The organism is Phycisphaerae bacterium (genome assembly GCA_024102815.1).
Lineage (GTDB): Bacteria > Planctomycetota > Phycisphaerae > UBA1845 > UBA1845 > JAGFJJ01.
In genome coordinates, this window is sequence record JAGFJJ010000042.1 from 25,821 (window position 1) to 51,547 (window position 25,727).

The 25,727-nt window shown below is 60.2% G+C and carries 27 protein-coding genes; 18 read left to right on the plus strand and 9 right to left on the minus strand.

The features are described from left to right. Positions 1–290 precede the first annotated feature (290 nt). The 13 genes from J5J06_09375 (at position 291) to J5J06_09435 (ending at position 11,943) form a co-directional block, all read left to right on the plus strand. Entirely contained in the window at positions 291–602 is a 312-nt protein-coding gene (locus J5J06_09375; GenBank protein ID MCO6437282.1) for a hypothetical protein, read from the plus strand. Continuing rightward, a complete protein-coding gene (locus J5J06_09380) occupies positions 599–1,048 on the plus strand; it encodes a hypothetical protein (GenBank protein MCO6437283.1) in 450 nt (149 codons plus the stop codon). The genes J5J06_09375 and J5J06_09380 overlap by 4 nt, the downstream gene beginning before the upstream one ends. A 251-nt stretch (positions 1,049–1,299) precedes the next feature. Further along, positions 1,300–2,310 carry a hypothetical protein gene (locus J5J06_09385; protein MCO6437284.1) on the plus strand — a complete coding sequence of 337 codons (1,011 nt, stop codon included), beginning with the start codon at positions 1,300–1,302 and terminating at the stop codon, positions 2,308–2,310. A gap of 277 nt (positions 2,311–2,587) precedes the next feature. Continuing rightward, entirely contained in the window at positions 2,588–3,001 is a 414-nt protein-coding gene (locus J5J06_09390) for a hypothetical protein (protein ID MCO6437285.1), read from the plus strand. Positions 3,002–3,689: 688 nt separating this feature from the next. Next, positions 3,690–4,418 carry a hypothetical protein gene (locus tag J5J06_09395; GenBank protein ID MCO6437286.1) on the plus strand — a complete coding sequence of 243 codons (729 nt, stop codon included), beginning with the start codon at positions 3,690–3,692 and terminating at the stop codon, positions 4,416–4,418. A 51-nt stretch (positions 4,419–4,469) separates the two neighbouring features. Next, positions 4,470–4,751 carry an EsaB/YukD family protein gene (locus tag J5J06_09400; protein ID MCO6437287.1) on the plus strand — a complete coding sequence of 94 codons (282 nt, stop codon included), beginning with the start codon at positions 4,470–4,472 and terminating at the stop codon, positions 4,749–4,751. Positions 4,752–4,806: 55 nt separating this feature from the next. After that, entirely contained in the window at positions 4,807–5,490 is a 684-nt protein-coding gene (locus tag J5J06_09405) for a MotA/TolQ/ExbB proton channel family protein (protein ID MCO6437288.1), read from the plus strand. After that, positions 5,487–6,161 carry a biopolymer transporter ExbD gene (locus J5J06_09410; protein ID MCO6437289.1) on the plus strand — a complete coding sequence of 225 codons (675 nt, stop codon included), beginning with the start codon at positions 5,487–5,489 and terminating at the stop codon, positions 6,159–6,161. Before J5J06_09405 ends, J5J06_09410 begins: the two co-directional genes overlap by 4 nt. Positions 6,162–6,181: 20 nt before the next feature. Continuing rightward, complete coding sequence (locus tag J5J06_09415; protein MCO6437290.1) at positions 6,182–7,381, plus strand: ThiF family adenylyltransferase; 1,200 nt, start codon at positions 6,182–6,184, stop codon at positions 7,379–7,381. Beyond that, the gene (locus J5J06_09420; protein ID MCO6437291.1) at positions 7,378–8,184 is read left to right on the plus strand and encodes a Mov34/MPN/PAD-1 family protein; all 807 of its coding nucleotides are present in this window, start codon (positions 7,378–7,380) and stop codon (positions 8,182–8,184) included. The genes J5J06_09415 and J5J06_09420 overlap by 4 nt, the downstream gene beginning before the upstream one ends. 12 nt (positions 8,185–8,196) lie before the next feature. Then, positions 8,197–9,444: an FHA domain-containing protein gene (locus J5J06_09425; GenBank protein ID MCO6437292.1), complete on the plus strand. Its 1,248-nt coding sequence runs from the start codon at positions 8,197–8,199 to the stop codon at positions 9,442–9,444. A gap of 39 nt (positions 9,445–9,483) precedes the next feature. Next, positions 9,484–10,524, plus strand: coding sequence for a hypothetical protein (locus tag J5J06_09430; GenBank protein MCO6437293.1), 1,041 nt, complete (start codon positions 9,484–9,486; stop codon positions 10,522–10,524). A gap of 138 nt (positions 10,525–10,662) precedes the next feature. Continuing rightward, a complete protein-coding gene (locus tag J5J06_09435) occupies positions 10,663–11,943 on the plus strand; it encodes a hypothetical protein (GenBank protein MCO6437294.1) in 1,281 nt (426 codons plus the stop codon). On the opposite strand, the gene J5J06_09440 is transcribed toward J5J06_09435, so the two are convergent. Next, on the minus strand, positions 11,905–12,360 hold the full coding sequence (locus J5J06_09440; protein ID MCO6437295.1) for a hypothetical protein: 456 nt from the start codon (positions 12,358–12,360) through the stop codon (positions 11,905–11,907). The two genes, J5J06_09435 and J5J06_09440, sit on opposite strands and share 39 nt — an antisense overlap. An 89-nt stretch (positions 12,361–12,449) precedes the next feature. Between J5J06_09440 and J5J06_09445 the strand changes: the two genes are divergently transcribed. Further along, on the plus strand, positions 12,450–13,508 hold the full coding sequence (locus J5J06_09445) for a hypothetical protein (protein ID MCO6437296.1): 1,059 nt from the start codon (positions 12,450–12,452) through the stop codon (positions 13,506–13,508). Positions 13,509–13,915: 407 nt separating this feature from the next. Here J5J06_09445 and J5J06_09450 read toward each other — a convergent pair whose 3' ends face one another. Together J5J06_09450 and J5J06_09455 are read right to left on the minus strand one after the other, a co-directional pair. Then, positions 13,916–16,192 carry a phage terminase large subunit family protein gene (locus J5J06_09450; GenBank protein ID MCO6437297.1) on the minus strand — a complete coding sequence of 759 codons (2,277 nt, stop codon included), beginning with the start codon at positions 16,190–16,192 and terminating at the stop codon, positions 13,916–13,918. Continuing rightward, complete coding sequence (locus tag J5J06_09455; GenBank protein ID MCO6437298.1) at positions 16,182–16,409, minus strand: hypothetical protein; 228 nt, start codon at positions 16,407–16,409, stop codon at positions 16,182–16,184. The genes J5J06_09450 and J5J06_09455 overlap by 11 nt, the downstream gene beginning before the upstream one ends. 191 nt (positions 16,410–16,600) lie before the next feature. Between J5J06_09455 and J5J06_09460 the strand changes: the two genes are divergently transcribed. The 3 genes from J5J06_09460 to J5J06_09470 all read left to right on the plus strand — a co-directional run bounded on the left by J5J06_09460 (position 16,601) and on the right by J5J06_09470 (position 17,683). Continuing rightward, positions 16,601–16,945, plus strand: coding sequence for a hypothetical protein (locus tag J5J06_09460; GenBank protein MCO6437299.1), 345 nt, complete (start codon positions 16,601–16,603; stop codon positions 16,943–16,945). 81 nt (positions 16,946–17,026) lie between these two features. Further along, on the plus strand, positions 17,027–17,257 hold the full coding sequence (locus J5J06_09465) for a hypothetical protein (GenBank protein MCO6437300.1): 231 nt from the start codon (positions 17,027–17,029) through the stop codon (positions 17,255–17,257). Positions 17,258–17,311: 54 nt separating this feature from the next. Beyond that, on the plus strand, positions 17,312–17,683 hold the full coding sequence (locus J5J06_09470) for a winged helix-turn-helix domain-containing protein (GenBank protein MCO6437301.1): 372 nt from the start codon (positions 17,312–17,314) through the stop codon (positions 17,681–17,683). A 110-nt stretch (positions 17,684–17,793) separates the two neighbouring features. Here the strand turns inward: J5J06_09470 and J5J06_09475 are convergent, their stop codons facing one another. The 6 genes from J5J06_09475 to J5J06_09500 form a co-directional block, all read right to left on the minus strand. Then, positions 17,794–19,221 carry a DUF3326 domain-containing protein gene (locus J5J06_09475; GenBank protein MCO6437302.1) on the minus strand — a complete coding sequence of 476 codons (1,428 nt, stop codon included), beginning with the start codon at positions 19,219–19,221 and terminating at the stop codon, positions 17,794–17,796. Between the two features lie 31 nt (positions 19,222–19,252). Beyond that, positions 19,253–19,678 (minus strand): S-adenosylmethionine decarboxylase, encoded by a 426-nt coding sequence (locus tag J5J06_09480; protein MCO6437303.1) that lies wholly within the window; start codon positions 19,676–19,678, stop codon positions 19,253–19,255. Then, the gene (locus J5J06_09485; protein ID MCO6437304.1) at positions 19,675–20,283 is read right to left on the minus strand and encodes an HNH endonuclease; all 609 of its coding nucleotides are present in this window, start codon (positions 20,281–20,283) and stop codon (positions 19,675–19,677) included. Before J5J06_09485 ends, J5J06_09480 begins: the two co-directional genes overlap by 4 nt. 98 nt (positions 20,284–20,381) lie before the next feature. Continuing rightward, positions 20,382–21,650 carry an AAA family ATPase gene (locus J5J06_09490; GenBank protein MCO6437305.1) on the minus strand — a complete coding sequence of 423 codons (1,269 nt, stop codon included), beginning with the start codon at positions 21,648–21,650 and terminating at the stop codon, positions 20,382–20,384. Beyond that, positions 21,647–22,387: a hypothetical protein gene (locus J5J06_09495; GenBank protein ID MCO6437306.1), complete on the minus strand. Its 741-nt coding sequence runs from the start codon at positions 22,385–22,387 to the stop codon at positions 21,647–21,649. The genes J5J06_09490 and J5J06_09495 overlap by 4 nt, the downstream gene beginning before the upstream one ends. Before the next feature lie 165 nt (positions 22,388–22,552). Next, complete coding sequence (locus J5J06_09500) at positions 22,553–24,028, minus strand: ParB N-terminal domain-containing protein (GenBank protein ID MCO6437307.1); 1,476 nt, start codon at positions 24,026–24,028, stop codon at positions 22,553–22,555. A 1,318-nt stretch (positions 24,029–25,346) separates the two neighbouring features. Here J5J06_09500 and J5J06_09505 point away from each other — a divergent pair. Further along, positions 25,347–25,694 carry a hypothetical protein gene (locus J5J06_09505; GenBank protein ID MCO6437308.1) on the plus strand — a complete coding sequence of 116 codons (348 nt, stop codon included), beginning with the start codon at positions 25,347–25,349 and terminating at the stop codon, positions 25,692–25,694. Positions 25,695–25,727 lie beyond the last annotated feature (33 nt).

The following is a 25,727-nucleotide window of genomic DNA, read 5'->3' on the forward strand; positions in this document are numbered from 1 at the left end:
GCAGGTGTATATTGACAATCTGAGCGAGCTTCCGCCCTATGTCGTTCGCACCCGGTCGTCTATTGACTCCGAGTCCTCTGTAGCACCGGAGCCGCAATCAGCGGCGACCAGTCAAGAAGCGCCATGAGAAACACCGAGCCGGAGAACCGCTGATGGCGAGCAATCGAAGAAGCACATGTCGAAGTCAAGCGACCTCGTTGGCGGTTGCCGTCGCATCAGCTTCCTTAGTGTTGTTGCACGGTTGCCGAGCCGCCGACAAGTCCCTCGCAGAGAATCAATCGGTCCGTGTCATGGGCCGCTGGCTTGAGAAGAACGTGAAGGCCGAAGTGACTCGGAATCGTGTTAATCCATCATCCGGGCTTTACGAACTGGACGCCACCGTTACGGCGAGTGCCTTGGAGCCCGGGAAACTTGATGGTTACAGAGTCGTCGCGCGTACGCTTTTCTACCGAGGCAGCCGCCAGAACTTGGTGGACACATCAGCTTGGGCGGAACTGGCCATGACCCCGGGTAAGCCGGTCGAATATTCATGCTCGAGCCTGGAGCCGGCGGACGATTTCGTCATTGAATTGGGATACCCTGAGGAGGCGGGACTGCGATGAACTTCTCGTTGTCACGAACAGCCTGCGCATTGGTTCTCTCGATTGGGACTCAGATCCTGGTCGGATGCAGCGCTACGCGTCAGGCCCACTCGCCGATGGAAGGCACGACCCGGACCGAAGATGTATCCCATGTGATTTACAACTACCCTTGGCTTAAGAAGAATGTTTACCTTCGCGATTTTCAAGTCGACCGTGGTGAAGGAAACATCCTCCGGGTTGCGGCTCAATTGCATTCCCTGGACGAGCACACGTCTCGAACAGTTTACATCAAGACCGATTTCTATTCCGGGGAATTTGCCGCGGGCGGCAGATTGGTCGATTCCACGGCGTGGGAGCCCTTCGTTCTCGAACCTCGCCGACGCATGACGTATCAGGCCAACAGCTTGGTTCCAGCGGATGATTTTCGAGTGTACGTCAACTACCCACAGGACATCGGCAAGCCATGATACCCCCAACGACACGTTACGTTCGACAAGCCGTCGTCACGACATTTCTCCTAGGTACTGTCGGCCTCTTGGGGTGTAACCGTCCCGAGTATGAGGATCCGATAGTTCACGTGCCGCCGCGCCAACCGGAATCTCCTCCGATTCCTGAACGCGAACCCGTGTACCGGCGGGAACTAACCCCGTGTGAAACAGACACGTTGGCGGCCCGAGATTGCTTTGATCTCGCCTACCGGAGCGCCGGATCTCCGCGGTTGACGTTTGTCGCCAACACCGCCGCCAGTATTGTGGCTGATACGCGGGCACCCTCGGTCGGCAGCGGTCCGGCGGCGGGTCCGGACGATGTCGCTCCGAAGGTCGAGGTGAAGGACTCTCCCAATGCCGTTGTCGTAGCTACTGGGCAGGGCGCTGCGAGACAGGACCCAGCTGGCGAGGGCTTGACCGCCACATCTGATGCAGTGGGGCTTCCCTCGGCCGAGCGAATGGCGGTTCCGGTTGATCGCGCCGCGGTGGAAGACCATTTCATGGACGCCTTCGCAGCAATCTCCCCCGCTGTTCGGATCATCAATCTGGGCGTAGCGCGCGAACAACTTGAACGGGAGGCGCGCACGGTCGGAAGCGGCGGCGATGAGTCGTTCCTTCAAGCCCTCCGCGACAGGAACTTGGCGGACATTGCCGTGTTGTTCGATGTACGCGTTCTGCGGCACGGAACACCTTCGAGGAACGACGTTTCTTTGCGAACTGAGGTTGCTGTCCAGGGGCGAACCGCTACATCATCGGCCGAAGGATCGGCGAGCACCTCTTCCATCATCACCATCGCGCTGACAGGGCGCGCGGTGCGAATCAATGACGGCAGCGTGATTGCCACAGTCACGCCGCCTCGAAGTGAAGTCGTTGGCGAAGTCGCCCTCGGACAAGCACTGCGCGACGCTTGCGAGTGCGGAGCCGCCGCCCTGGCGTCCAAGATGTGTCTCCGACTGGGCGATGCTGCCGGGCGAATCACAATCGCGACCGTTCGAGTGTTACAGGCTCCCAACAACGAGTGCATTCTCGAGTTGATGCACTGGATTGAGACGGAGTTTCCGGGTTCCCGGACGGTGTTCCGGAGCTTCAGTACCGGTCAAGGAGAATTCACGGTCGAGTTGCAAGGCGGGATGGGTGATTTGATCTTGCGGGCTACTCGGCAAACGCAGCTACCGAACCTCAAGCTGGACGCTGGACGATCGAGCGAGAATACGTTGACCTTCGTGGCCCGCAAGAGCTGAGGGAATCATTGTGAACAAACGAGTACGCTATCGTGGCACGCGGCCGTCGTCTCCAAGCGGACGACGCGAAGTGGCCGTATTGGCAACTTCGATATTTGCAGCGGCGATCGGCCTGCAATGCAGCAGACCCAAGACCTTGGCATGCTATTCACGAACACCCACGGACATCAAGGCCGTCAGGAATCTACCGCATGACCGGCCGCTGCGCGTGGGGGTTGCCGTTGACCTACCCGCTCCAGTCCGACCCGCCCAAAAGCATGATCGGGATTTTGACCCGATGCTCGCAGAACAATCGGCTTACCGTGCAGCCCGCGACACCGCGGAAGCATTCATCAGCCAGGCCAAGGATTCGGGAAGGTTCGAGTCGATTGGTTGGGTGCGGCCTGAAACAATGCAGGCGCTCGACTGTCAATTGGAGTTGAGCGTTAGCCTCGAATCGAGCAGCCAAAAGGGTGTTCGATATTGCCTCGGCCGAATCGTGGCCAACATCTATGATAATGAACATTCACGGTTGTTGGATCGCGTCGTTCTTTTCCACGAAGTCATGTACACACCCAGGAATAGCAAACAGCCCTACGTGGCCTACGACGGAAGTAGCGTTCACAAGATTGTGCGAACGGGGCTGTTCGATCAATTGATGTGCTATCTGGCGGACATCCCTTATTCAGACAAGAACTCTTGCTCAGAATGAAAACGGTGCACCATTCGGTCGAGCCTAATTGCAACAACACCGCCCCCTTTTACTCAGCCACCCTTCACATCCAGCATCCCTTGGCTGCTCATCGCCCGCGACTATTCGCAGCTGGTGGCATCTCGGCTCGACGCCCAAGCGGCTGCCTTTTAGGGATGAACTCAATGTCTATTTATTCTATCCAAAATTCCCGTTTTCACTCCCATGGGCCCACGGGGCCGACCCGAAGTCCGTTGCTTCAGCGTTTTCTCCGCTTTATCATCGTGTTGTGAGTCGCGGGTCTGAATGGTGCCCAAGTTTAACTGGGTCTCCACAGCCCGTAATCTGCGCTGGGCGCACCTCGGTTGGCTCGGGGCAACGACGATATGATGTCGACCTGGGGCTTGGAAACGGGGCTCTCGCTCGTGACCCGGGCGCCCGTACGGGTTGGAGGTGCCGTTGCATGGCCGTGCCGCGAGAGAAACAATCTGGCGTGCCGGACCCGCCGGGTCCAGGCGACCCAAGGCACTGCGCATTCTGCAAAGAACTACTGACCGCGAAGACCGCCAAGCAATTCCGAAACGAGCTAATCTGCAACGAATGCGTCGCTGTTGTTGCGGCAGCCCAGCGGACACCGAAGCCAGCGACAAGCATCGCAGACCGGGCGGCCGCGATCGACACCGCCGCCATCGCGATGAACCGGCTGGCAATGGGCGTTGTTCTCAGCCTCCTTTCCGTTGGAGGGGTGGTCATCGGCGCCATCCTCGTTGGGCATGCCACAGAGGATACATGGGAGCTGGACAACGCTGCGAAGATTCACACGCTCGCTGCCGAGGCTAATCGACTTGACACAACAGACCAAAGGGCAGCGCTGTCAAAGTACGAGGAACTCAATCGCCTAGTTGGAAAACGTCAGGTCCACGACCCGGAACTCAAGCAAGTCGTCGAAACAGCCAAGAACCGATGCGGCGAGCTTGAGTCGAAGTTGGCCGCCGAACTCGCCCGTGAGCGAGAGGAAGCCCGCCAGCGTGAGCAGTCAAAGCGCGACAAACGACGACGGGATGAACTGGAGCAGCAGCAGAAAGAGGAAGCCAGACAGCGGGAACTGGCGCAGTGGCAGGAACAGGAGCGGCGGGAGAAGGAGGCGAGGGACAAACCGATCGACATCAGCGACATCGGCGTTAAGCTCGTTGACACAACCCCGTCACTCGATTTGTGTACCTACTCCTGGAAGGCGACGGTTACGAATCGGACAGCCTCGCCGGTGTCACTCTCCGTCATCCTTACGCTCTATGACGAGGAGGGGTACGAGCTGGAATCCGATTACAAATTTGGAGTGATAATTGGTGGGCAAAAGAATGAGGTCGTCACGGGCCAAGGCATGACGAAACTATCGACTTTCAACCGGGCGGCGAAATACGGAGTCAGCGTTCGGTGAAATCTCTGCCAAAGTGGTAGGGCCTGAGAATGACAAAACGGTGAAACGAACATGGGCATGGTTAATGTCGAGATTTGGGGCAGCACGGGAAACAAGCGACAGAATGCCGAGCTTCCCGACGACGCGCCGGTGGACAAGATTATGGCCGTGCTCGTCGAACGGATGAATCTACCCCGAAACGGGCCGGATGGAGCGCCAATGTCGTACAAGTTCCACCACAAGGCGTCAGGGAAACAGCTTCAGGATGAGGACACGCTCGCCGGGGCGTCCGTGGCGAACGGAGACATCTTGCGGCTTGTGCCTGAGATCACAGCGGGACAGGTCGTCTGTTAAACGCGTCGCCAGCACCGCGTCGATATTCGGCGCCTTAATGTGCGAGGTAATCGGAATGGTGGACACGCTCTATTGGCTAACGCGAGGCGGCGTGTTGATGGTGCCGATCGCGGCCTGCGGAGTAGCGGCCGCTATTCTCATCATCGAACGCGCAGTCGCATACCGGCGAATGCTCTCCGATCCCTCAGAAGTGGTGTCGGCGATAACGCAACATCTGCGGCGGCTCGATGTTTCTGCGGCACTGCGGGAGTGCCAAGGGTCAACCGACATCAGCGCGAGCGTCGTCGCCCCGGCCCTCGTGCATGAGGTGGAATCCACTGGAAGGACGCGGTCCGATTTGACGGTCGTGCAGGCGATCGTCGAAGAGGAGATGCAGGTTTCAGCGCTCCCCCGAATGTATCGAAGGTTGAGCCTTCTGGCGACTGTCGGACGCGTGGCACCGTTGCTTGGTCTGCTGGGGACCATCCAGGGGATGATTCAGATGTTTCTTGTCGTAAGAGGCGCGGGCATGGGAATGTCGTCGGCACTTGCCGGCGGGATGGCCGTTGCCTTGTCTACGACGTTCGCCGGGCTTTGCGTGGCAATCCCGGTCCAAATCGCTGAGGGCGTATTTGAAGAGAAGATCGATGCGGCGATTCCACGCCTTCGGCGCGACGTCTCCGCATTCCTTTCAGCACTGCGGGAATTGAGATTCCAAGAGCGGGTGATACGCATCGAGCACGCGGATCTGGCGGTATGACCTGGATTCTGAGAAAGCACGGCGACGGCCGGACGTTCGGCCCCCTTGATGCTGAGATCCTTCGGCGCTGGGCCTGGGACGGAATGATTGATCCGGACGACGAGGTGTCGAATGATGATGGCTTGACCTGGATTCGTGCAAGCAATGATTCCGCGCTCGACTCGTTCCTCCGGGAACAGCTGCCGCCGCCGTCGCTCGTTGGAGCTGCGACGATTCTGGGGACCACGCGATCCCGCAGGCGCAAGAGAAGCCTGTTGGATATGACCCCGCTCGTCGACTGCGTCTTCCTGCTGCTCATCTTCTTCTTCGTTGCAACGACGTTCAATGCCGGGGCGCCGTCGGCCGCAGGATCAAACGCCGGCTCCGACGTGGTGCCCTTGGATGTTTCGATTCCGAAGATTGACGACAGGCCGGAGTACGCAATTCCCGAGCCGCGGCACATTCGCGTGGTGGTCTCCGAAAGCGGGGCAATCAGCGTGAATGGCCAGGAGGTACCACTAGCCTCGTTGGTGAATTCTATTCGTTCGCTCAGAGACCAACACGAAGGGGTCACGGCAATCGTCCTGGCCGACGCGCAGGTCAAGTACGGACAGATTGCCCGCGTTGTGGCAGCGATCGAGGCTGGAGGAGTTGAACGAGTCCTAATCGGTGCAGCAGGATCGGACAAGTGACCGGATCGGGAGGAAAACAGATGAAGGAGGGCGTCCTGCGTATCGAGAATCTCGACGATGTAAGGAATGACCGATTTCATCGGTTCAAGCTCATCGGCTGGTGGGATCAGGAGCGCCTACACAACGCCAAGATTCTCGTCGTTGGCGCAGGTGCCCTAGGCAACGAGATCGTCAAGGATCTCGCTCTCCTTGGCGTGGGCCAAGTGTTTGTCATCGACCTCGACACTGTCGAGCATTCCAACCTTTCGCGTTCGGTCATGTTTCGCGCCGGCGACGAAGGGCGGTCCAAGGCAGAGGCGGTCGCGGAGTCCGCACGGAACATCTACCCAGAAATCAGAATCCAACCACTCCGCGGCAACGCCGTTTATGATCTCGGTCTGGGTGTGTTCCGGTGGTCTGATCTTGTGATTGGTGGGCTGGACAACCGCGAGGCCCGCCTTGCCATCAACCGCAGCGCTTTCAAAGTCAACCGCCCATGGATCGATGGGGCCATCGAGAAGCTCGACGGCGTTGCTCGCGTTTTTGCCCCCGGCGGGCCCTGCTACGAGTGCACTATGTCCAAGGAGGATTGGCGACTACTTGAACACCGTCGTTCGTGCGCCCTGCTCACTCGCAAACAGATGTCCGAAGGCAAGGTGCCGACGACGCCAACGTCGGCGTCCATCATTGCCGCGATTCAGGTTCAAGAAGCGGTCAAGCTCCTGCATGGCCTGCCGACACTCGCCGGGAAAGGATATCACTTCTTCGGTCTGACGCACGATTCGTACGTCGTCGAGTACTCACGCAAGGAAGAATGCTACAGCCACGATGCGTTCGGCAAGATATCCTCAATCAACAAGTCCACCGCGGAGACTGCCCTGCATGAGCTCCTTTCAGCCGTAAAGGAGAAGCTTGGCCCCGATACTGTCATCGAGCTGAACACCGATGTGCTGATTAGGCTCAATTGTACGCGATGCGGCACATCTGAGCCCGTGTTCAGGTCCCTCGGCCGTGTGACCGAGGGCGAAGGACGTTGTCCGCATTGCAAGGAGATGCGAGAGGTCAAGACCATCTCAACCTTGTACGGAGATGAGGACTTTCTGGAATTGAGCTTCCGCGAACTCGGCGTTCCCCTGTTCGACATTATCACCGCACGTAATGGGGATCGCCGACTGCACATCGAGTTTGGAGGAGACCGATCGACGGTGCTCGGAGCGCTGACTGAGGAGGGTTCCCAATGACGGTGGAATCTAGCTCCGCGCCGGACACCGCCCGAATAGCGCTCGGCGAGCTTCGCATTGCTCCCTTTCCGGTAGATTGTGACTGGGATCCCCTTCGCGTCCATATTGCACAAGAGCCCTATGATGCGATCATGGCTCATTCCAAGGAGAGCGACCGCATCGAGCTGTGCGGCGTTCTCGTCGGCGAGATTCTCAAGGACGAGCTCGGCCCCTTTCTCAGAGTGACACATACGATTCGTGGCGAACATGCGAAGAACGAAGCGGTGCAGGTAACCCTCACGCAAGAGACTTGGGCGCACATTCACCGCGTAATGGATTCGGAGCATGATGGGCGCGCGATCGTCGGGTGGTATCACACGCATCCGGGATTCGGAATCTTCCTCTCTCAGATGGACGTGTTCATCCACCGTCATTTCTTCGATTTGCCTTGGCAGATCGCATTCGTCGTCGACCCGCAAAGCGGAGATGAAGGTGTCTTCACCTGGCGAGACGGCGCGCCCACCCGGACACGGCGATATTGGGTCGGGCAGGTGGAACGTATGTTGATAACCGGCGCTGGAACCAAGGGTGTTGATCTCGCAACTGTACTTGCTGCGCTACGCACCGACGTAGATGCCGCCAAGAGCGAGCTGACTTGGTCACGCAAACGCCTTCGCCGACTACGCCTCGGTTACTGGGTCTTGTTCATTCTGATAATAGCGCTGGCTGCGTGGATTGCGGGCGGGATTGTCTGGCCGGCCGAGTGCAGGGAACTGATGAACCGGGCGACGGACTGGGCACGCAAGCTTGTCGAAACTCGATGAGGTAACTGTTTCATGGGCGATGGTGACAAGATCAGAATCGACTGGGACGACATCAATCGCCCGGAGATCGCCGAGAAAGTCGAGCGAGATCGCCGCTTCCGGCAGGCAGCAGCCCATTATGAGCAAGCGACGCAGGCCGGAACTGGGGCCGGCAGCGGCACTGAGCACAGGGTTTACGGGACGGTCGCTGGAGTGTCTCCCACAGCTGCCTCAAGAGGTGGCATGACGCGGCTGATGTATCACCCCGCCTTCAGCGCGGGGCTTGCGGCCTTGGTGGCGGCATTCCTCGCGTGGGCAGTCACCGAGCCTATTCCCTATTTCCAACAACGACTCGACATCGAAGCGGAACTGAGCCAGTACCTTGAGTCGAAGGGCTACACTCTCCTTTCGTTGATGCAGGAATCCGCTGCAACCCAGGAGTGGGTGCTGGAGGAGTTCAAGACAAAGACACGGATCAACATCTACGTCGAGACCATGATCTGGTTCGGTCTCATCGGCGCGGCAGTCGGCGCAGCCCTGTCTTCGGTCGAGTACGTCGTCGGTCGAGCCTACAGCGCCGCAAAATCTGCGGGCTTGATCGGCCTCGGTGTCGGCTTCATCGGCGGCGCTCTTGCCGGTGGGGTCGCGCAGTTCCTTTATTCGTCGCTTACATCGTTGAACGACGAGGGCAGTCAGACTATTCAGATTCTGGCACGCAGTGCAGGCTGGGGGCTTGCCGGCATGGTGCTTGGCGCAGGCCAGGGTATTGCCATGCGTTCGGGCAAGAAGGTTCGAAACGGCCTGATCGGTGGCCTTCTTGGAGGGCTGATTGGTGGGGCGCTCTTCGACCCAATTGCCAATTCGCTGCAATCCGGCTGGGCAAGTCGGATGCTCGCGCTATGCGTCATTGGCGCGGCGACGGGCGTGCTGATCGGAATCGTGGAAAGTGTGCTCAAGGATGCGTGGCTACTCGTGACAGGTGGCCCGCTGACCGGCAAGCAGTTTGTGATCTATAAAAACCCGACGGTATTCGGAAGCGCTCCCAAGGCGGACATCTACCTCTTCAAGGACGCGTCCGTGGAACCTCGTCATGCGGCATTGCACACGCAGACGCGAGGGTACGAAATTGAAGATCTCGGAACTCCCGCTGGTACGATGGTCAACGGGCAACGGATTGGTCGGCACCGCCTGAAGAGCGGTGATTCGATCCAGATTGGACAATACGCCTTCTCCTACACAGAAAAGTCGCGGGCAAAGCCGGGGACTGCTGGCGGCCATTGAGTATGGCGCTGTTCGCGCCGATGTCGATGCGGAAACGAAATGGACAAGATCGTCTTTACATGCGAATGCGGGAAGAGCGTAACGGTTGATCGTAAGTTCGCCGGACGACGCGGCCGATGCCCCCGCTGTAATGCTGTCGTCCAGATTCCGGCGGACGGCCCGGCAGTCGGCCACGCAGCGGCTCCGGGGCCATCACCAGTCGAGACGACGCGCAGCATGGTGCCCGACGCCAGGAGCAGGTCACTGCCCGAGGTGCTCCCGGCCCGGATGCGCGCCAATCGCCTCATAGCCGGCAAACTCTGCTCAATCTGCCAGACAGCGCTCGCCGTGGGAGATGAAGTGCGTAACTGTGAGCACTGTCGCTCATCCTTCCACGCAAGCTGCTGGCAGGAAGCGGAAGGATGCGGCACGTACGGTTGCCAGAATTCACCCGCGGCGGCACGAGCGAATACAAAGCAGCAGCCCGCGACCCTAAAGAGTGAACCGGTCGGCGGTGCGCCGATCGAAGGGTTTGCGGTAGCGACTCGCGCCGCTCTCTCTGAGACAAGCCCGCCGAGAATCTGGCGGTCACGCACAATACGCAGCGTTCTTATCGTTGCAGGCATCGTCGTGCTCGGCGCGGTCGGGTTCGTGGCATTGCGCAACAATGAACTGAGGACCAAGCTCGCCAAGTGCTCGTCACGCTCTGGTATTATGGTCCGCGTTTACTACGGCAGCTATTTGTCCACGAACGATGTCGTATTCGACTTGCGGGGAGTCGAGGGTAGTTCCGTTCGCAGGATTGATCCTGTTCATCTCCTTCTCCAATTCGGCCAGTTGCTCGACAAGCAAGCAACGAGGCGCTTGATCTTGGCCCGCGATGGTCGACTACTCATGTACCTTCGTTCGTCTGACCTAAGCGAACTTGCTAACGAGTACACGCATGGCAATCCCATGTGGTCGTTCAACCACTTACCGGAACGGCTGAAGACGATGTCGGGAAACAACGCCTATCCAACGTGGGAGGGTGGCTGGCTTGGTGTTCTGAAGGGACAATCAGAGGATCTCAATCAATTCATTACCGACTGGACTGGTTGCTGACGAGTCTGGCAATGCAACCTATACCGCCACTGCGAAGTGTGCTGGGCAAGCGAGGTTGATTCGATGTCAATGCGACTACGACGGCTGCAAGCGGACTTCGAGCGTCTCCGGGCGCGATGCGACCGCAGTCCCTTCCTGATGATCCGAAGCACGAAGGGCGATCCCCCCGAACGTTACGAGATCGCCTTTGCGGTCAAGGGCCTGCGTGTCGATTCCGAGAGCCGCATCGTCGAAGTCACAGATCACGTCGCCGAGGTCGTTCTCACGAGCGCATATCCCCGTCAGGCGCCCCAGTGCAGGATGCTGACGCCCATCTTCCATCCGAACATCGACGCGGCATCGATCTGCATCGGGGACCACTGGGCGGCTTCCGAGTCGCTCGACGACTTGGTTGTCCGCATTGCGGAAATCATTACTTTTCAGAGTTACAACACCAAGAGCCCTTTGAATGGAGAAGCGGCTCGATGGGCCGATCACAACGAATCATTGCTCCCGGTAGATTCCGTTGATCTGTGGCCGGCTGAGGAGAAATCCGTCAGAGCAGCGGCCGCCGTGCCGACGGCGCGCGCGGACGGCAACGAGGCCCGGTGCGTGAATTGTGGAACCACTGGCGGACATGCCCTGTTGACGGCGGACGCTCAGGGGCGCTGGATATGTCGCGACTGCGCCGGTGCATGTCAAGTGTGCAAGGGGCAAGTGGTGGTGGGCGAACTACTCTGTCGGCCATGTCAGGCAAAGGCAAGTGGTCGGATTGAGCATGCGCGACAAGCGTTGGCGCAGGGAAATGCGAATGAAGCGTGCGCAATCCTCGACCAGGCCCTCAGTGACTTTCCTGGCTTTCAGCCCCTCAGGGACGAAAAGCTGGCGGTGGTCGAGGCAATGGGGCAAGCACAGACGATTGTGGTACAACTCAAGGCGACGCTCAAGGCGCATCGTTATGAACACGCTGGGCGACTCTTGGCAAGAGTCAGAGAATTGCCGGTGCGTCTAGCTAATCTCGATAGCGCCACAGAGTTGTGTGCATCTCGCTGCACAAAGGCAGGTGCGTTGCTTGATCGCGCGCAACTCGAGATGGCTAGTGGAGGGGACCTGGGTGAGGCACTGCTGCGTAGAGCAAAGCAGGTATGTGATGACCACGCGGGTGTCAACGCGGCGATCGAACGCCTTGAGACGCAGAAGTGCCGGATCCCAGAAGTCGAGGGTCGGCTCTTGGCTGCATTGGAAAATGGAGATCCCTTTCATGCTCGCAGTGCGCTCTCTGAGTTGCAAAGGAACGGCGTCCTTCCCAAGGAGGCTGCCGTCCAGTTGGAAGCCCAAGTGGCTGTCCTTGAGAACTCTCGACGAACTGTCAGGCGATGTGCAGTGGGGGCTGTGATTTTGTCAATCGTTGTCGCGGCTGTCACAATGGCGTCGAGGTGACTGCGAGGCACCATAATGCACGCCGACGGAGCCTTGCTCGCCGTGGCGCAGCCACCCCGAGGCAACCAGTTTCTCGAGCTCCTTGGTCGGTGAGGTCATGTCCTGGAAGCCTTGGCCGAACTGCACGACCTCGAAATGATCGTCGTCGAGTTGCGTGGCCAACTGCGTGGCGTTCCAGGGGTCGATGGCCACTTCACGAATTTTGAACAGCTTGTCCAATTCGTTGAGCCGCTGGCAGATGACGCCGTAGTCGACGACATTGCCCGGGGTCATCTCGATCAGTCCCTGCCGCGCCCAAGTCACGTAAGGCGCACGATGGCGCTTCTCGGGCTTGGGTTGCGTTGCCTCGTGATCGAAGGGTAATCTGGTATCGGCGTGGGCGAAGGCGGCCGAGTCTTCAACGGTGTCGCAAGTCACCCTCGCGAGTCACCCATAGAGTTGTCCCTTGTGTGGAAGCTGTCCCGATGGCTACAAGAGATGGCCCGAAAGAGCCTTCGCGTCCCACCGTGAAGCGGCTGTTTGCCGTATCGGGGAACCGCTGCGCCTTCCCCAAGTGCTCCACGCCTTTGATTGATCCCGAGTCTGGGTCAGTCGTTGGAGAGATTTGCCACATCAAGGGTGAGAAATCTGGGGCGGCGCGATACGACGTTGCTCAGTCCAATGTAGATCGTCACGGGTTCGACAATCTCATACTGTTCTGCAACGTGCATCACAAAATCGTGGACGATGATGAAATCGCGTATACGGTCGACCGGTTGATGGGAATGAAACGGGAACACGAATCTCGACACTTCGGTTCGTTACCCGTAGAAGAAGCGACCGCCGAACGATTCGTCAAATTGACCATCAACAATTTTGTGTCCCAAGCGACGGTCATCACGAACCAAGGCCAAACGGGAGGGCAGACGGCGCACACGATACACAACTATTTCGGCGCCCCCGGCACGGTAGAGGCAGTGCGACTTGAGGCGAAGCTGGAATTGGCCGGGGATCTCCAACTCATGAAGGCCATCGGCTGTCCAGGGATGCGCCTGACGGTGGTTTGTCGAAGTTCGCGTCCGGCAAGAATCCGTTCAGCTCATTTTCTCATCGATGGCGTCAATGTGATGGAAGGGTTGCAGCAGGGATTCGGCGCTGATTTCGGGTACACGCCGGTGGAAGGGTCAACGCAGACGTTGGATGTCACCCTCATCCCGCTCACTCGACCGAACTCGCCGGAGGGCTATGTTTTGAATCTAGACGATGCGGCTCGTTTTCTGTACCCATTGCCGTTGCAGTCAACCGCGTTGGCGCTACGTGTCAAGTCGGAGAGTCTGTCAATCGCTGTCAAGTTCCTTGATGACACCAATCAGGTCGTTCTCGCAGGCGAACCGATAGTGGATACCCTCCGGGGCGTCCACCACCTGTTCCAGAAAACTCCCGGGCATCTGAAGGTGCCCGTCAATATTTCCGTTAGAGTCAGTTCGACCACGCCTCCGGGTCCTGAGGCGGCCGACCTCATAGGCAAAACCAATCAAAATCATGTAATCCTTACCGAGCCGGAGGACGGAACGACAGAGTCGTAGCGTGGCTGGATCTGGAGGGTTCGGACGCCTGCCTTGCAGCGACGAACCAGCGGGGGCGCCCCGAAGACGGCGCCTTACTACGGAGTCCAGGTTCTCCAATTCATGGCTTCGATATCCTCCGCCGACGCGAGGTGGGCAGCGCAGCGACCGGCGGAAAGGGCCACCATCATGGCCCGCTCGGCGTCTACGCGTCGGTCGCGGCCGCGCCTGCGGCTTCTTCGCTTCTTGGTTTCCACACAGCGCCTATTGCCTCGCTGTGGGGCTCATCGCCCAGGGTCCTTCCAATCTCTCGTTCCGCAACATCGAGGGCTTCGTAGAGCACCTCGGCCGCGGAAGGAAACATCCGCAATCGGGACAGACAATCCCTTGAGGATTCACGGGAGTCGGCCAGCGTCTGCGCCCGACCGTCATGCCCAACGCCGGCGGAGATCCTCTTGCGTATAGTGCTTGCGCTGCGGCCTGGCGTCATTTTCCCCAAAAGCCTGTACGCCGAGCATGGACGCAGCCACGGCGCTTCCGACCAAACAGTCCAGCCAGTGATTGTCGGGGCCCTCGGCGCGCAGTTTCCATTCGTCTACCGTGCGGCCACGGCCCGCGGTCTTCACGCGGTACTCGGCGGTCAGGTGCTCGGCCAGCAGGCGATGCTGCTCGAGCTTGCGCCCGAAGAGGGACAGCGAGCCGGCGTCGCCCATCGACACGGCAAGCCGCGCGTGGACGAACGACTTCCAGTAGTTGGTGTCGAAAACAACATGGCGGACGGCGCGTTTGCCGGTGACAACCGGAATCAGCCAATGGTGTCCCACGCGCTCACCGGGCTTGCGCCGGTATTCTGTGAATGGGATACTCGATGCGCCGACGTAGCGGCCATGCGACGGCATGACGATGTTCGCATACTGGCTCTGCCGACAGAATTGATAAACCACGTCGGTACTCTGGCCCCAGTTGGCATCGATGAGGCAACGATCAATCCGCACCATCGCGCCATCATCCCGGCGCCACTCACGCTCCAAAGTCGCCTTGGTCAGTCGTTCCAGGCCGGCGTAGATCGCGCCTTCGAGTCCGGCACGCGGCGCCGCCATCGCCAAGGTGCGGCGAATATCACGCAGCGTGAAGTACTCGGCCTTCTGGTCCGGTTCGGTGCCGTAGTCAACAACATAGCCGGTGAAGTCATCCCCCCACGCCGCTACCAGGTAGAAGAGCGCCTTGCCCTGCACGTCGATGAACATGGTGAGATGCGTACAGCCGATGGGCACCTCGCCGCGCTTGTGCCCGTTGACCTTGGCCGCGATCTGCTCGGCGGTGAGCAGATCCTCGTCGGCGTGCTCCTCGGGAAGTGGCTCGTTCTGATATTCGGCCCAGAACGCCGCCTCGCCGCGATCGAGCTTCAGGTTCATCGCGTGTTGAATGGCGGACAGTTCATCCGGGTGATGGCGCTCCGGCCACGCGACCTCCGCGCCCTCGTCCATTGCCTCGCGGTTGGCACGGTAGAACTCGGTTGCGTCGGTGATTCCGCGATCAGCGCGCATGCCTTCGCGCCACAGTTCCGCATACCGCGTCCACATCGCCTCGTTGGTCGGGAACGAGTAGACCATCTTCGTGCGTTCGCCTTGCCACTGTGGATGCTTGTCGCGGTCGAGAATGCGGTCGGCCAGATCATCGGGCCGCACGACGGTCAGGGTCATCAACCCGGCGATCTTGCGCCCGGGCCCGGCCAGGCCGAGGATCGCTCCGGCGAGGATGCGCTCGCGCGTCACGCACTGCGACGGCGACCGCGCCGACTCGTCGGTCTGCGGATCATCGATGAGCACGAGCGCCGGACGGATCGAGGACCCGTCCACCCGTTTGTGTTTCATGCCCCGGATGCGACCGGTGATGCCGGCCACGCGGATGATGGCGCCCGAGGCCTGCGAGTCGGGGATCGTCGGCAGGACGATCTCCCGCGCCGTCCAACCCATGTGCGTCTGCTTGCCCCGGTGAAGCTGCCCGCCGGCGCGCTGGTGGATGCCCTCCAGCGATCGGATGGGGAAGACAACCTCGGGGAAGTCCTCCAGCAGCGCGTCGCTGTTCTCCAGTTCGGCCTTGATCGATTCCAGCATGTTCGACGCGTGCTCTTCATCGCTGCCGATTAGCGCGACGAACTCGCGATGGCCATACAGCAGCGCCCACAGGCAGGCCGTCTCGCACATCGACGTCTTGCCGCTTCCTCGCGGCATGGCCATCGCGAAGAGGCCGCCCTCCAGCACGGCCAGTTCGATCTTGGCGACGACCTTCAGATGGTCCGGCGACCACGGCAGGTGGAACGTGGCGGGGAAGTACTGCTCGCAGAAGAACCGGAAGTCCCGCTCGGCCCGGCGCTTTCGATCGGCGTTGACCACGACGGGCATCTCGCCGATGTCGCGCCCGCTCAGCGACAGCTCGCGGTTGCGCTGCGCGGCGCGTTCGCGATGCGCGTCGTAGCCGGTCAGGCCGTCGGGCTCCGGCTGGGGGCGATGGCGCTCAATCACCAGCCACGCGACGTAGCGCAGCAGATCGATGGTGCGCGGGTCGGCCGACGATGTGATCCGCAGACCCGCGCGCGTGCGATGCCGGTACAACTGCCGCTCGCTGATTACTTCGCCGATCGGCGTGCTGTTGAGCAGTTGTACGAGCTGCGTCGGTCGCAGGCGGCGCGGATCAATCGCCACGGTTCGACATCTCCCGAATGAGCCAGGCTGCGTAGTGGATGATGTTGATCGTGCCGTCGCCGTTGGTCGGCGCACCGGCGTCGATGTCGGCCAGCAACTGCTCAGTCGTCACCGCCTGCTTGCCTGCGGCGCTGAGCAATCGCGCGGCGTCGGTCACGGGCAGCGCGGCCGGGTTCAGCGTCGGCTTGGCTTCAATGGCCGCGTCACCGCCGGACATCACGCCGCCCTCCACGCGGTGCGGCCACCCACAGGCAGTTCGTGTGCCTGGCGCGGCCGAATGCCGCATGCGCTGGCCACGAAGATTCTGCCGGAAGCCCCCGGAATTCCCGGGGAATTAGCTTGATTCCGTTCGCGACAGTTGCCCTCATGTGGGTGTACGCATGGGGCGTACCGAACGCGGAGAAAAACATGATGACGGACAACCTGCCAGAGACGACCAGCGACGAGCCGACGGACCTGCTGGACACGCTGAAGATCACCAAGTTGCAACAGCGGGACGCCGGTGGCTCGTGGGTGATGGGCAACATCGGTGGCCACCGCTTCGACGCGCTCGTGTTCCCCGAGCATGCCGTCTGTCCTGACTACGAGTTGGACGCGAGTCGCATTTCGAAGCTCTGGGTCCAGCGCATCGCCGACCGCGCGGTGGTGGTCAATTTCGACCGCGGCTGGGACGTTCGGCCGACGACACCGGTCGCCGAGGAGATCGTCGACCTGTTGGTCGCGGGTCTGGCCGACACCGTTTTCGCCGATTGAGCGGGTCGCGAATGCACGAGATTCAAGACCATTTGGCCGCGTCGCGTCGGCATGGCAGGCACCAAACGAAGGAGATGAACATTGGCAACGAGAACGATTGAAGTTCGCGGGATCGAGTTCAAGACCGGTTGGGAAGCGCTGCAATGGTGCGAGGCCGACGGCGGACGGGCGGTACGCTTGGCTGGCCGCAACATGGTTATCGCCGAGAGCGAGGTTGAACGCCTGGAAGCGGCGGGCGTCGAGTTCGCCATTCTTGGCGACATCGTGATGCCCGACGGTCAGCACCGCATGGTCACGATCCCGATCAATTAGTTCACAACGCCGCGCCGGGTTGGCGCGACCAGTTCCTTGTACAGGAGAACATCGATGGCAACGACGAAGAAGACCGGATCGAAGAAGACGAAGGGTGGCGCCAAGGCGAAGAAGGGGGCGGCGAAGTCCACGGCGAAGAACGCCAGCGCGAAGGACACCAAGGCCGAGAGGCCCGCCAAGCCCAAGCGTACCAGCGCGTTGGACGCCGCCGCGACGGTCTTGAAGAGCGCCGGCAAGCCGATGCGAGCCCAGGAACTGATCGCCACGATGGCCGAGAAGGGTCTGTGGTCCAGCCCCAACGGCAAGACGCCGCACGCGACGTTGTACGCCGCGATGCAACGCGAGGAGCGCGACAAGGGCGAGGCGTCGCGGTTCCACAAGATCGATCGCGGCCTGTTCGAGTACCACACCCCCAAGTCCGCCTGAGCACATCATCCCGCCTCCGTCAACGCCTCGCATGTTTGCGGGGCGTTTGCACGGCACGCCATTCACGCTTTCCTACCAGATCGGACCTGCCCCACATAGCAAGACGCACTTCAAGCGTTTCTCGGCGGTACCGGCCTCGTGAATTGCACGCCCTTGGCTGGATTCTCCACGGCCTCCCTTGACGACGGGTACTGTTCCGATCTGACCTGGCCGCTCCAACGATGTTGTTCATGCTTCGACAATTTGGTCTTCGCGAGTGGTCGTCGAACGGATTCCGGATCAATACCTGCTCGCATCGCCGCAATTACCCCGACCGCCTCCCAGTAATTGCTCACCTGACAAAACTGGCCCGGCGCCCAAGGAAGCGCAGTGAGATCATTCTTCATGAGATTGCGATTCTCGCGCACGGCGATCACTGTCATTCCCTGTTCAAGGGCGGCAAGCGTCGGGAGCCCCAGGCACCCGTCTGGAATCACCAGACACGCAATATCTGCAGCCGTGAAAACTTCTGGCCGATTCATCGCTTCTGAATCGGTGACGATTCGAGGACTGCGTTGCAGGCCCTTCAGCGTACATTGCAGAAATGTCGCGGAGACCGCCTCCGCTGCCATCCGAGGATCGACAATGCCTGGGTCCATGTTGGCGATTTCTTCCGATTCAAACATGGGCGAGTGGGCCGTGGGTACGTTGTACATGCTCGACAGAGCGTGCGTCAGCATGGCCTCGACACCGCCCCACGGATTCACCATTGCGCCACCAGCGTCGAAATACCCCTGGTGGAACTCGTGCGGCACGTCAATGACCGACGAGATCGCCACGGCATCGTATTGATCCCTACGCTCTTCAAGGAGCGAACAGAGACCCTCCATCTGCTCGACGCGTCCAGACGCCCGGCCGGAGCCCGAAAAGCGTGCCCTGAGTTTCACGGGGGGGTCAAGGCATACGACTTCCGCGCACGAAAGGCCATAGGCCGCACGTGCTCCGCTGACCGAATTAACAGCCGCGTTGACGAAGTACTCATCACGATGAGCGTCGATCACCACCAGCACCCGGTTTGAGCGGACTGGCTGAAGCCCCACAGTTCCCATGAGGAGCCTAGTCAAAATGCTTCCTTCGACGTACAGCGCGTTGGGAGGCATTTCGTTAAGGTCGGAGGCATTGACCACGTTCGGGTGCAGGACCAGCGTGTCCGACACTTCCGCAAGCATCCGTGCCACCGGTCCGGCGTCACCTGCGTGCCCGCCGATTTCCGCACCGATACCCGTCGGAACCACGAGAGCGAGGTTGAATCGCTGCGTATTTACCGTCAGCCGCCGCCGAAACTCAAGCACTGGCGGGGGTGGTACACGGCCCGCTTCTGCCAAACCACAAACCGCACCGAACTCTCCCCGGTAGCCTGAAGCAGACGATTCCGTCAGGACAACCCTGACTGGGACAAGACCGTCGGCTATCCTCGCCTCCCGAAGGTGTGCGAGCAGCCCTCGGTGAGCCTCGACAGCCGGAATCCCGAACTCCTGTTCAATCAAAAGAAGCGCCATAAACTCTCCGTCTCTTGTTCGTCGACGGCCATTAGCGCCGCACCACAACGTTCGCGGTCCAGTCCTTCGAGTCAAACCACTTGGCCGTAAACCGCGCGGCCTCGTCCGTGTCAAACTCCTTGCACGAGAAGATGTTCACATACGCCGCCTTCATCAAATCGAGTGTATGGATCACGATTGTGCTCGTGAGAATAAACTGTACGGCGCTGGTTCCCTTTGTTTTGGGATGCGTCTGCTGCTCCTCCTCGGGCACGCCGACATCGTCCCAAAAGTGCAGGTCGCAGCGCTCCATGTCGATCAGATCGCAAAGCTCAGTGCAAAACGCTTCGATGCTGGCCCGCGTGAAAACACTCGTGTTGCAGCCATGCAGATCAAGAATGAGTTCCTTGCCGTAGGCGGCCATTGAGACATCGAATGGAGTTCCTTTGGCGTCCATGGGTCTATTCGCATGTTTCATGGGATTGTCAATCCGAATCGCTCGCCCAACTTCTTCATCCGGGCGAACTCCCTTGCCATTCCGGCAAACTTCTCCTTCGAGCTAACAAACCGCTCGAACGGCTGAAGCGCAGCAGCAAGACAATCATTGTCACCGCTTTTCTTCGCCGCCAGCAATTCAAGGTACCGATTCTGTAGCACATCGTTAAGGCGCTCGAATCTCTCTCTCCAGAATACCGCATCATCTATACCCGTAACCTCGATCGTTACGCGCCCGCGCTGGCTTCCGTTCCTTGGCGTCACCTGACCATACAACGGATCCATGTCATCGAGAATATAGGTCAAATGGTCTTCAGGATTCTCACCTGAAGACGGATCAATTATGGCGGCCTTGGGTTCGGATGATGCCCTGATGTAGACGACTTTCGCCGCACCTTCATTGTCTGTCAGCATTTCTGGGAATTGATCACGCTTCCTTCCATTACATTGCGGACAGACTAAGAGAAGGTTAGGCCAATCGTTGCGCGCCCACTTGAAGTGGGCCTTGGGTCGGAAGTGCTCGACGGCCTTACCATGCCCCTCCTCGGGAATTAGTATCTCGCTGTAACAGCACTTGCCATGCTGCATTCTCCAAAGCGCATTGACGACTTCCTTTTTTCGGTACAGTTCCCCTTCCGTGGTACTGGCCGCCAGGCATGCGGGGCATGCGGTCCGGTGTATTCGGATCATGCTTGTGACTCATCTTGACCAAACAAATCATGCTCCAAGCTGCGAATCTCACGACGTCGTTTCTGCCTCATTTCGAGCTCAACATCCCGTTCCACGGGACTATTTGAGGTAAACAACGAGTCCTCAATGCGGTCCCTAATCCGCTTCAGTTGGCGCCTTTCAGCTTGGGTTAGAGTCTTCTTTGCAAGTAACTCGGACGCACGTCGAAGTCCGTTTCGGAACTGGGGGTCGGCGTGAATCTGGTAGCGGAAAGCCCGGGAAGCCAATACCTGATCCATCCGCCAGCCATTCATGTGCGGGTGGTCGAACGCGGTTACTCGATTGCATTCCTGCAGCTCAAGAGCAAACAACTTGTCCAAGTTGGCCTCCTCTTTTATGAGTCCGACACTTGAGGCAATGAGTGGTGAGTGTGTTGTGACGAGAAACTGGACGCCTGGAAGTATATGGCGCAAATCGTCGATAACGGTGCGCTGCCATCGCGCATGCATGTGTTCTTCCAATTCGTCTATGAGAACGATGCCGCGGAGTTGTGCAAGGTCGTGCAACTTGGGATTGAAGGCGACAGCCCAGCCAAGCAAATCAGTTAGCCACAGAATCGCGCCGCGGTATCCGTCGGCAAGATCGCGCAAGGGCATGTCATTGCCCCAAGGCCCGTCGACCAGTACGCCGGATTTCTTCCGATGGACTTTTTTCGTACGAGTGAACTCTGTCAAGGCCTTTTCAATCTGGGCGCCGTTACTGTGGCGCCGCAGCATAAGCTCCGGGTTTTGGAGGCCTTCGGTATAATTAAAGAGGTTATAGACGGCGTTGATAGGTGTATAATCAGCGACGTCACCAGTGCCAGCCACCCCGCGGCCTGCGCCGTATGCCGCCAAAAAGAGAGCATGCCAGGGGAACGCGCCCTTGGCAGGGTTAGTAGATTGTCGTACCCGGTCAACGGCGATGCGGCCGGGCTTGATCCGCTCGATTGTCGTACGGATCTGCAAGGGCTCCTTTCGCCGAGTTGGGCTGAACAGGTCGAGCGTAATTGTTGCCCGTTGGCAGCCCCGGCGAATGTATCCCTCGTCAGACTCTTTCATTAGCCCCGCTGCGCTTGATTCGTCGCACAAGCCGAGCGCAATGCTACGCATCAATGCCGTTTTCCCAGTGGCGTTATCGCCCACAACGACGGCAAGGCGTGTCGGTTGGGCGGACGCTCCGAGCCGAAGGTCAAGGGATTCAAAGCATCGAACATTCTTGAGTCGTATGCGTGTCAAATACATCATTCGGCCACCTGGGACAGCGTCGCGACGAGCTCCCCGACAATCGAGTCCTTAACCGAACCGAAGCGCATTGCTCCTCCTCCGGCTTCGCAGGCAGCACCCCGGACGCAGATGACATCGACACTGATAGCCCACAACCCAGGCAAGTCGCTTCCGGAAAGACTCCCTGCGAGCCAAGCTTCCTTGCCAAGGGCGTGCAGATCATTAACAAACGCGCGAAGCCGATCGATCGTGAAGTAATCGAGAAGGCCTTTGCCGATGTCCTTCCGAAACGTGTCGATCAGCAGTCCGTCGCAGCCGATCTCCTCAACGAGCTTCGGACCGTCGGTCAGCGGGTCGAATGAAACCGCGAACTCCTCCTCCGGGAATACCGCCGGATACACTTTGCACTCCGGGCACCACTCTTTGACGGTGCGGACGAGGTTCCGGCCAAGGTAGGCGGCGGCCTTAGGGTCAAGGCCCGCGAGGCCGCACTTCACGTAGTTCGCTCCCGCTACGGCAACGCCGAGAGCGGCCTGGCACGCCGAGCTTCGTACTCGCTGCTCCTCGCCGATATTGGTGGAGATCGGCAGATCTCCGAAACCGTCCGCATCCAAGGCCTCGCGGACGGCCTTGATGTTGAGGGGATAGGGCGTCCCAAGGGCTGAACCAGGGTGCTCAACGTCGGCAATGTGTGCCCCCCCTCGCGCGGCCGCCAAGGCCTCGACAGGTCCCCTCACGCTTACCAAAAGACGTCCCATCGCAACTCCCTTCAGATCACACCGCTCGGTATTCTGCCTTCCATGAACACGATAACGCCTGAACTGGCGGTATACCAGCATTGAACCCAAACGGGCGGAGCTACGCCCTGGTCAAGGGCCCGCCGCCCTTCGGAATCGCTTCCATCAGAGGTGCGATCATTGAGTTCACTTCAGCTGACCTGCCTTCGGAGGCTTGACGACGACCGGCGCTACCTGTCCGGTCGGCGCGTCTCGCCCGTGGGCGCTGACGCACTCCGCCTTCCTTCCGCTGAACTTCTCCCATCTGGCGACGATCACATCGCAATAGAGCCGGTCCAACTCCATTAGATACGCTCGCCTTCCCGTCTGCTCCGCCGCGATAAGCGTCGAACCACTCCCGCCAAACAGATCAAGCACGGCCTCGCCGACGCGCGACGAGTATTGAATCGCCCGCACGGCCAGTTCGACGGGCTTCTCGGTCAAATGGATCATCGATTGCGGGTTGACCTTCTTCACCGACCACACGTCGGGCACGTTGTTCGGACCAAGAAAAACATGCGCCGCGCCTTCTCTCCATGTATAGAAGCACCACTCATGGTTACCCATGAAGTCTTTCCGCGTCAGAACGGGGTGTTCCTTGACCCAGATGATGGCCTGGGAGAAGTAAAGCCCGCAGGCCTTCAGCACCGGCGGGTAGTTGGCGCAGTTGGCGTACCCACCCCAGATGTACGCCGCGCGTCCTGGGGTGAGCACGCGGGCAATGTTGCCAAACCAAGCACGCAACATCTGATCGAACGCCTCATCGCTTACGAAGTCATTCGCCAACGGCCGATCCTTGGCACGGAGTTTCTGGTGCGTGGCGTGCTTCACACCCTGCCTGGCTACGTCGAATGCCTGGTGGTGATGCAGCCCCTTGTTGCCACGCGCCGCGTCGACCGCTTGGGTCAGTTTCTGACTCTTTGGCATAGGAAAGGAACTGTTCCCCGCCGCGATCGCATTGTTGCTGCGCGGCTCGACGCGGACATTGTACGGAGGGTCACAATTGCAGAGATGGATTGGCAACAGCGCGGGTACGACGTCGGAACCCGCCGGCAGATCAGCCGCCTTCACTGGATCGACCGCGATCAGCAGGTTCACGTCCGCGGCCGATGAGCTGTCGCCGCAGAGGAGACGGTGATCGCCGAGCAACCACAGGTCGCCCGGCTTGGTGACGGCCTCGTCGGGGGGCGCGGGGACCTCATCGGGGTCCGTGAGACCCTGTTTGACGCCGGGGTCGAACAGGTGGGCCAGTTCGTCCTGGTCGAAGCCGAGCAACGACCAGTCGATGCCTGCGTCTTTCAGTTCGCCGAGTTCGATCGGCAACAGTTCGAGGTTCCACGACGCGAGTTCGTTCGTCTTGTTGTCGGCGATGCGGTACGCGCGAATCTGCTCCGGCGTCAGATCGGTGGCCACGTGGACCGGCGCTTCGGTCAACCCGAGCTTCTGCGCCGCTTTCCACCGCGTGTGCCCGCAAACGATGACGCCGTCGGCATCGATCACGATGGGTTGGCGGAACCCGAACCGCCGGATGGACTCGGCGACCGCGTCGACGGCAGCATCGTTGTCACGCGGGTTCTTCTCGTATGGCTTAATCCCGGCCAGCGGCAGCAGCTCGACATTCATCTGTTAGCCTCCATCTTGGGCGCGAACACCGGTGTCGCGCCGCGTCCTCGCGCCGCGCCACCGGCGTGGCTGTCCTCGACCTTCGGGGTTGGCCCCAAAACGCGCCCCGACGCCCCCCGTGGCCACCGGGCCACCGAGGCGTACGCCGGTACCACCCGCCGCCCTCTTTCGACTACGGCCCAACGGGCCGCGTCCCGTGGCCTCCTCGAAAACCGGACCGGACCGGACAACCGAAACAAACTCTGTTTCCTTTGGGGGCAGGTTCGTTGGGCCTCACCGGCCAGCCTCGCCAGGAAGTACCTATTGCCGCAGCAGCCCGCGCTATCACGTGCGTACACACGCCCATAGTCACCCGCGCGGGGTGGGCCCCTAACGCCGCCTCGTGGCCACACGGGCTACCGTGTGGCGAGATCGCGGGCCGGATGGCCGTTGGGTACGCAATAGCGATGACGGTGCGCCAAGGGCCGGAGGGGCGCGTTGAGTGACGCTGACTGACGCTATGCGACATCCTGGACCCCTTGCGGACCCCAGGTGAATGGAAACTCAATTGGGCTTGTATGAGACGGATCGAGCTGCGGCGGTCGCGAGTTGCTGGAACTCCGTGCCCCCGCTAGTTGGCGGTCGAAAGCGAAATCCGCCGACCCAGGGGTTAAGAAACGACGCCGGCGCGGAGACGCGCCGGCGTTTTCGTTTCTATCGCCGGTTCTGGTAAGGGTTTACCAACCGCCTCGCACCATGCGTCGGGTCGAGAGACGCCGTCGCGCGACCTCGCGGAGGTCACTTTGCCGGACACGTAGCTCGTGTTTCGCCGAGAGTCCCGGAGTCTCCTCGGCCAAGCAATGGGTCATCACGATCGATAGAGTTTGCCCGTCGACCGGCACCTTCCTCAGATGCCGGAAGTCTCCAGCAATAGCCCTTTCGTCGTGAGTCTCCGGGCGACTCGCGCGTGAACGGTATTCGTAACGGGTGCGGTCGGATTCCCATCGTACCTTCGCGCTCGACCGCATGGAGCCTGATGGACCGAGACACCAGGCGGGGCAAAGGCTCCATCCCGCCGCGATTCGGCGCGGGGTCGTACCGAATTCCGCAAGGGCCGTCGTCCGGGTCACCGCCCCGAGGCCAACCAGGGACGTTGCGACAGCCACACCTTTAAACTCAACCTGTGTCAGCGCCTGGCCGTGGGATTACGTCTGCCGCCGATCGGTCCACCGGTCATCCGGGAGAATCAGGCTCTGACGACCACCGATACAGGCGATACTCGACATCGTGCTCTGCATCCGCCCGAGCCCTAGCCGCCATATTTCATGATGCGGGTCAGATGGAAGAAGCCGAGAAGGCGAAGGCCGAAGCAGAGAAGCTCCGTGCCGAGTACGAGGCGCAGTTGGCCGAGGCTCAGGCAGAGCGGACGCGGATCATCGACGCGGCCCGCGGCGAAGCCGACACCGTGAAGGCGGACCTCGTCGCCAAGGCGGAGGCTCAAGCAGCGGAGATCCTCGACAAGGCACGCGCCGACGCCGCGGCCGAGAAGGCCCGGGTCATGGCCGACGCTCAGCGTGAGGTCGCGAACCTGACCGTGGACCTCGCCGAGAAGGTGGTCGGAACCAACCTCGACCGTCAGACCCAGCTCGGGCTCGTCGAGCAGTACATCGCAGAACTGGAGCGGTAGGTGAGCGAGCGGATCGCAGGTTACGCATCAGCT

Coding starts and splice junctions, on each gene's coding strand:
- J5J06_09375 (MCO6437282.1), top strand. CDS start 291: ATGGGCCGCTGGCTTGAGAAGAACGTGAAGGCCGAAGTGACTCGGAAT.
- J5J06_09380 (MCO6437283.1), top strand. CDS start 599: ATGAACTTCTCGTTGTCACGAACAGCCTGCGCATTGGTTCTCTCGATT.
- J5J06_09390 (MCO6437285.1), top strand. CDS start 2,588: ATGCTCGCAGAACAATCGGCTTACCGTGCAGCCCGCGACACCGCGGAA.
- J5J06_09395 (MCO6437286.1), top strand. CDS start 3,690: ATGGGCGTTGTTCTCAGCCTCCTTTCCGTTGGAGGGGTGGTCATCGGC.
- J5J06_09400 (MCO6437287.1), top strand. CDS start 4,470: ATGGGCATGGTTAATGTCGAGATTTGGGGCAGCACGGGAAACAAGCGA.
- J5J06_09405 (MCO6437288.1), top strand. CDS start 4,807: ATGGTGGACACGCTCTATTGGCTAACGCGAGGCGGCGTGTTGATGGTG.
- J5J06_09410 (MCO6437289.1), top strand. CDS start 5,487: ATGACCTGGATTCTGAGAAAGCACGGCGACGGCCGGACGTTCGGCCCC.
- J5J06_09415 (MCO6437290.1), top strand. CDS start 6,182: ATGAAGGAGGGCGTCCTGCGTATCGAGAATCTCGACGATGTAAGGAAT.
- J5J06_09420 (MCO6437291.1), top strand. CDS start 7,378: ATGACGGTGGAATCTAGCTCCGCGCCGGACACCGCCCGAATAGCGCTC.
- J5J06_09425 (MCO6437292.1), top strand. CDS start 8,197: ATGGGCGATGGTGACAAGATCAGAATCGACTGGGACGACATCAATCGC.
- J5J06_09430 (MCO6437293.1), top strand. CDS start 9,484: ATGGACAAGATCGTCTTTACATGCGAATGCGGGAAGAGCGTAACGGTT.
- J5J06_09435 (MCO6437294.1), top strand. CDS start 10,663: ATGATCCGAAGCACGAAGGGCGATCCCCCCGAACGTTACGAGATCGCC.
- J5J06_09455 (MCO6437298.1), bottom strand. CDS start 16,409: ATGTCCGGCGGTGACGCGGCCATTGAAGCCAAGCCGACGCTGAACCCG.
- J5J06_09460 (MCO6437299.1), top strand. CDS start 16,601: ATGATGACGGACAACCTGCCAGAGACGACCAGCGACGAGCCGACGGAC.
- J5J06_09470 (MCO6437301.1), top strand. CDS start 17,312: ATGGCAACGACGAAGAAGACCGGATCGAAGAAGACGAAGGGTGGCGCC.
- J5J06_09475 (MCO6437302.1), bottom strand. CDS start 19,221: ATGGCGCTTCTTTTGATTGAACAGGAGTTCGGGATTCCGGCTGTCGAG.
- J5J06_09480 (MCO6437303.1), bottom strand. CDS start 19,678: ATGAAACATGCGAATAGACCCATGGACGCCAAAGGAACTCCATTCGAT.
- J5J06_09485 (MCO6437304.1), bottom strand. CDS start 20,283: ATGCAGCATGGCAAGTGCTGTTACAGCGAGATACTAATTCCCGAGGAG.
- J5J06_09490 (MCO6437305.1), bottom strand. CDS start 21,650: ATGATGTATTTGACACGCATACGACTCAAGAATGTTCGATGCTTTGAA.
- J5J06_09495 (MCO6437306.1), bottom strand. CDS start 22,387: ATGGGACGTCTTTTGGTAAGCGTGAGGGGACCTGTCGAGGCCTTGGCG.
- J5J06_09500 (MCO6437307.1), bottom strand. CDS start 24,028: ATGAATGTCGAGCTGCTGCCGCTGGCCGGGATTAAGCCATACGAGAAG.
- J5J06_09505 (MCO6437308.1), top strand. CDS start 25,347: ATGGAAGAAGCCGAGAAGGCGAAGGCCGAAGCAGAGAAGCTCCGTGCC.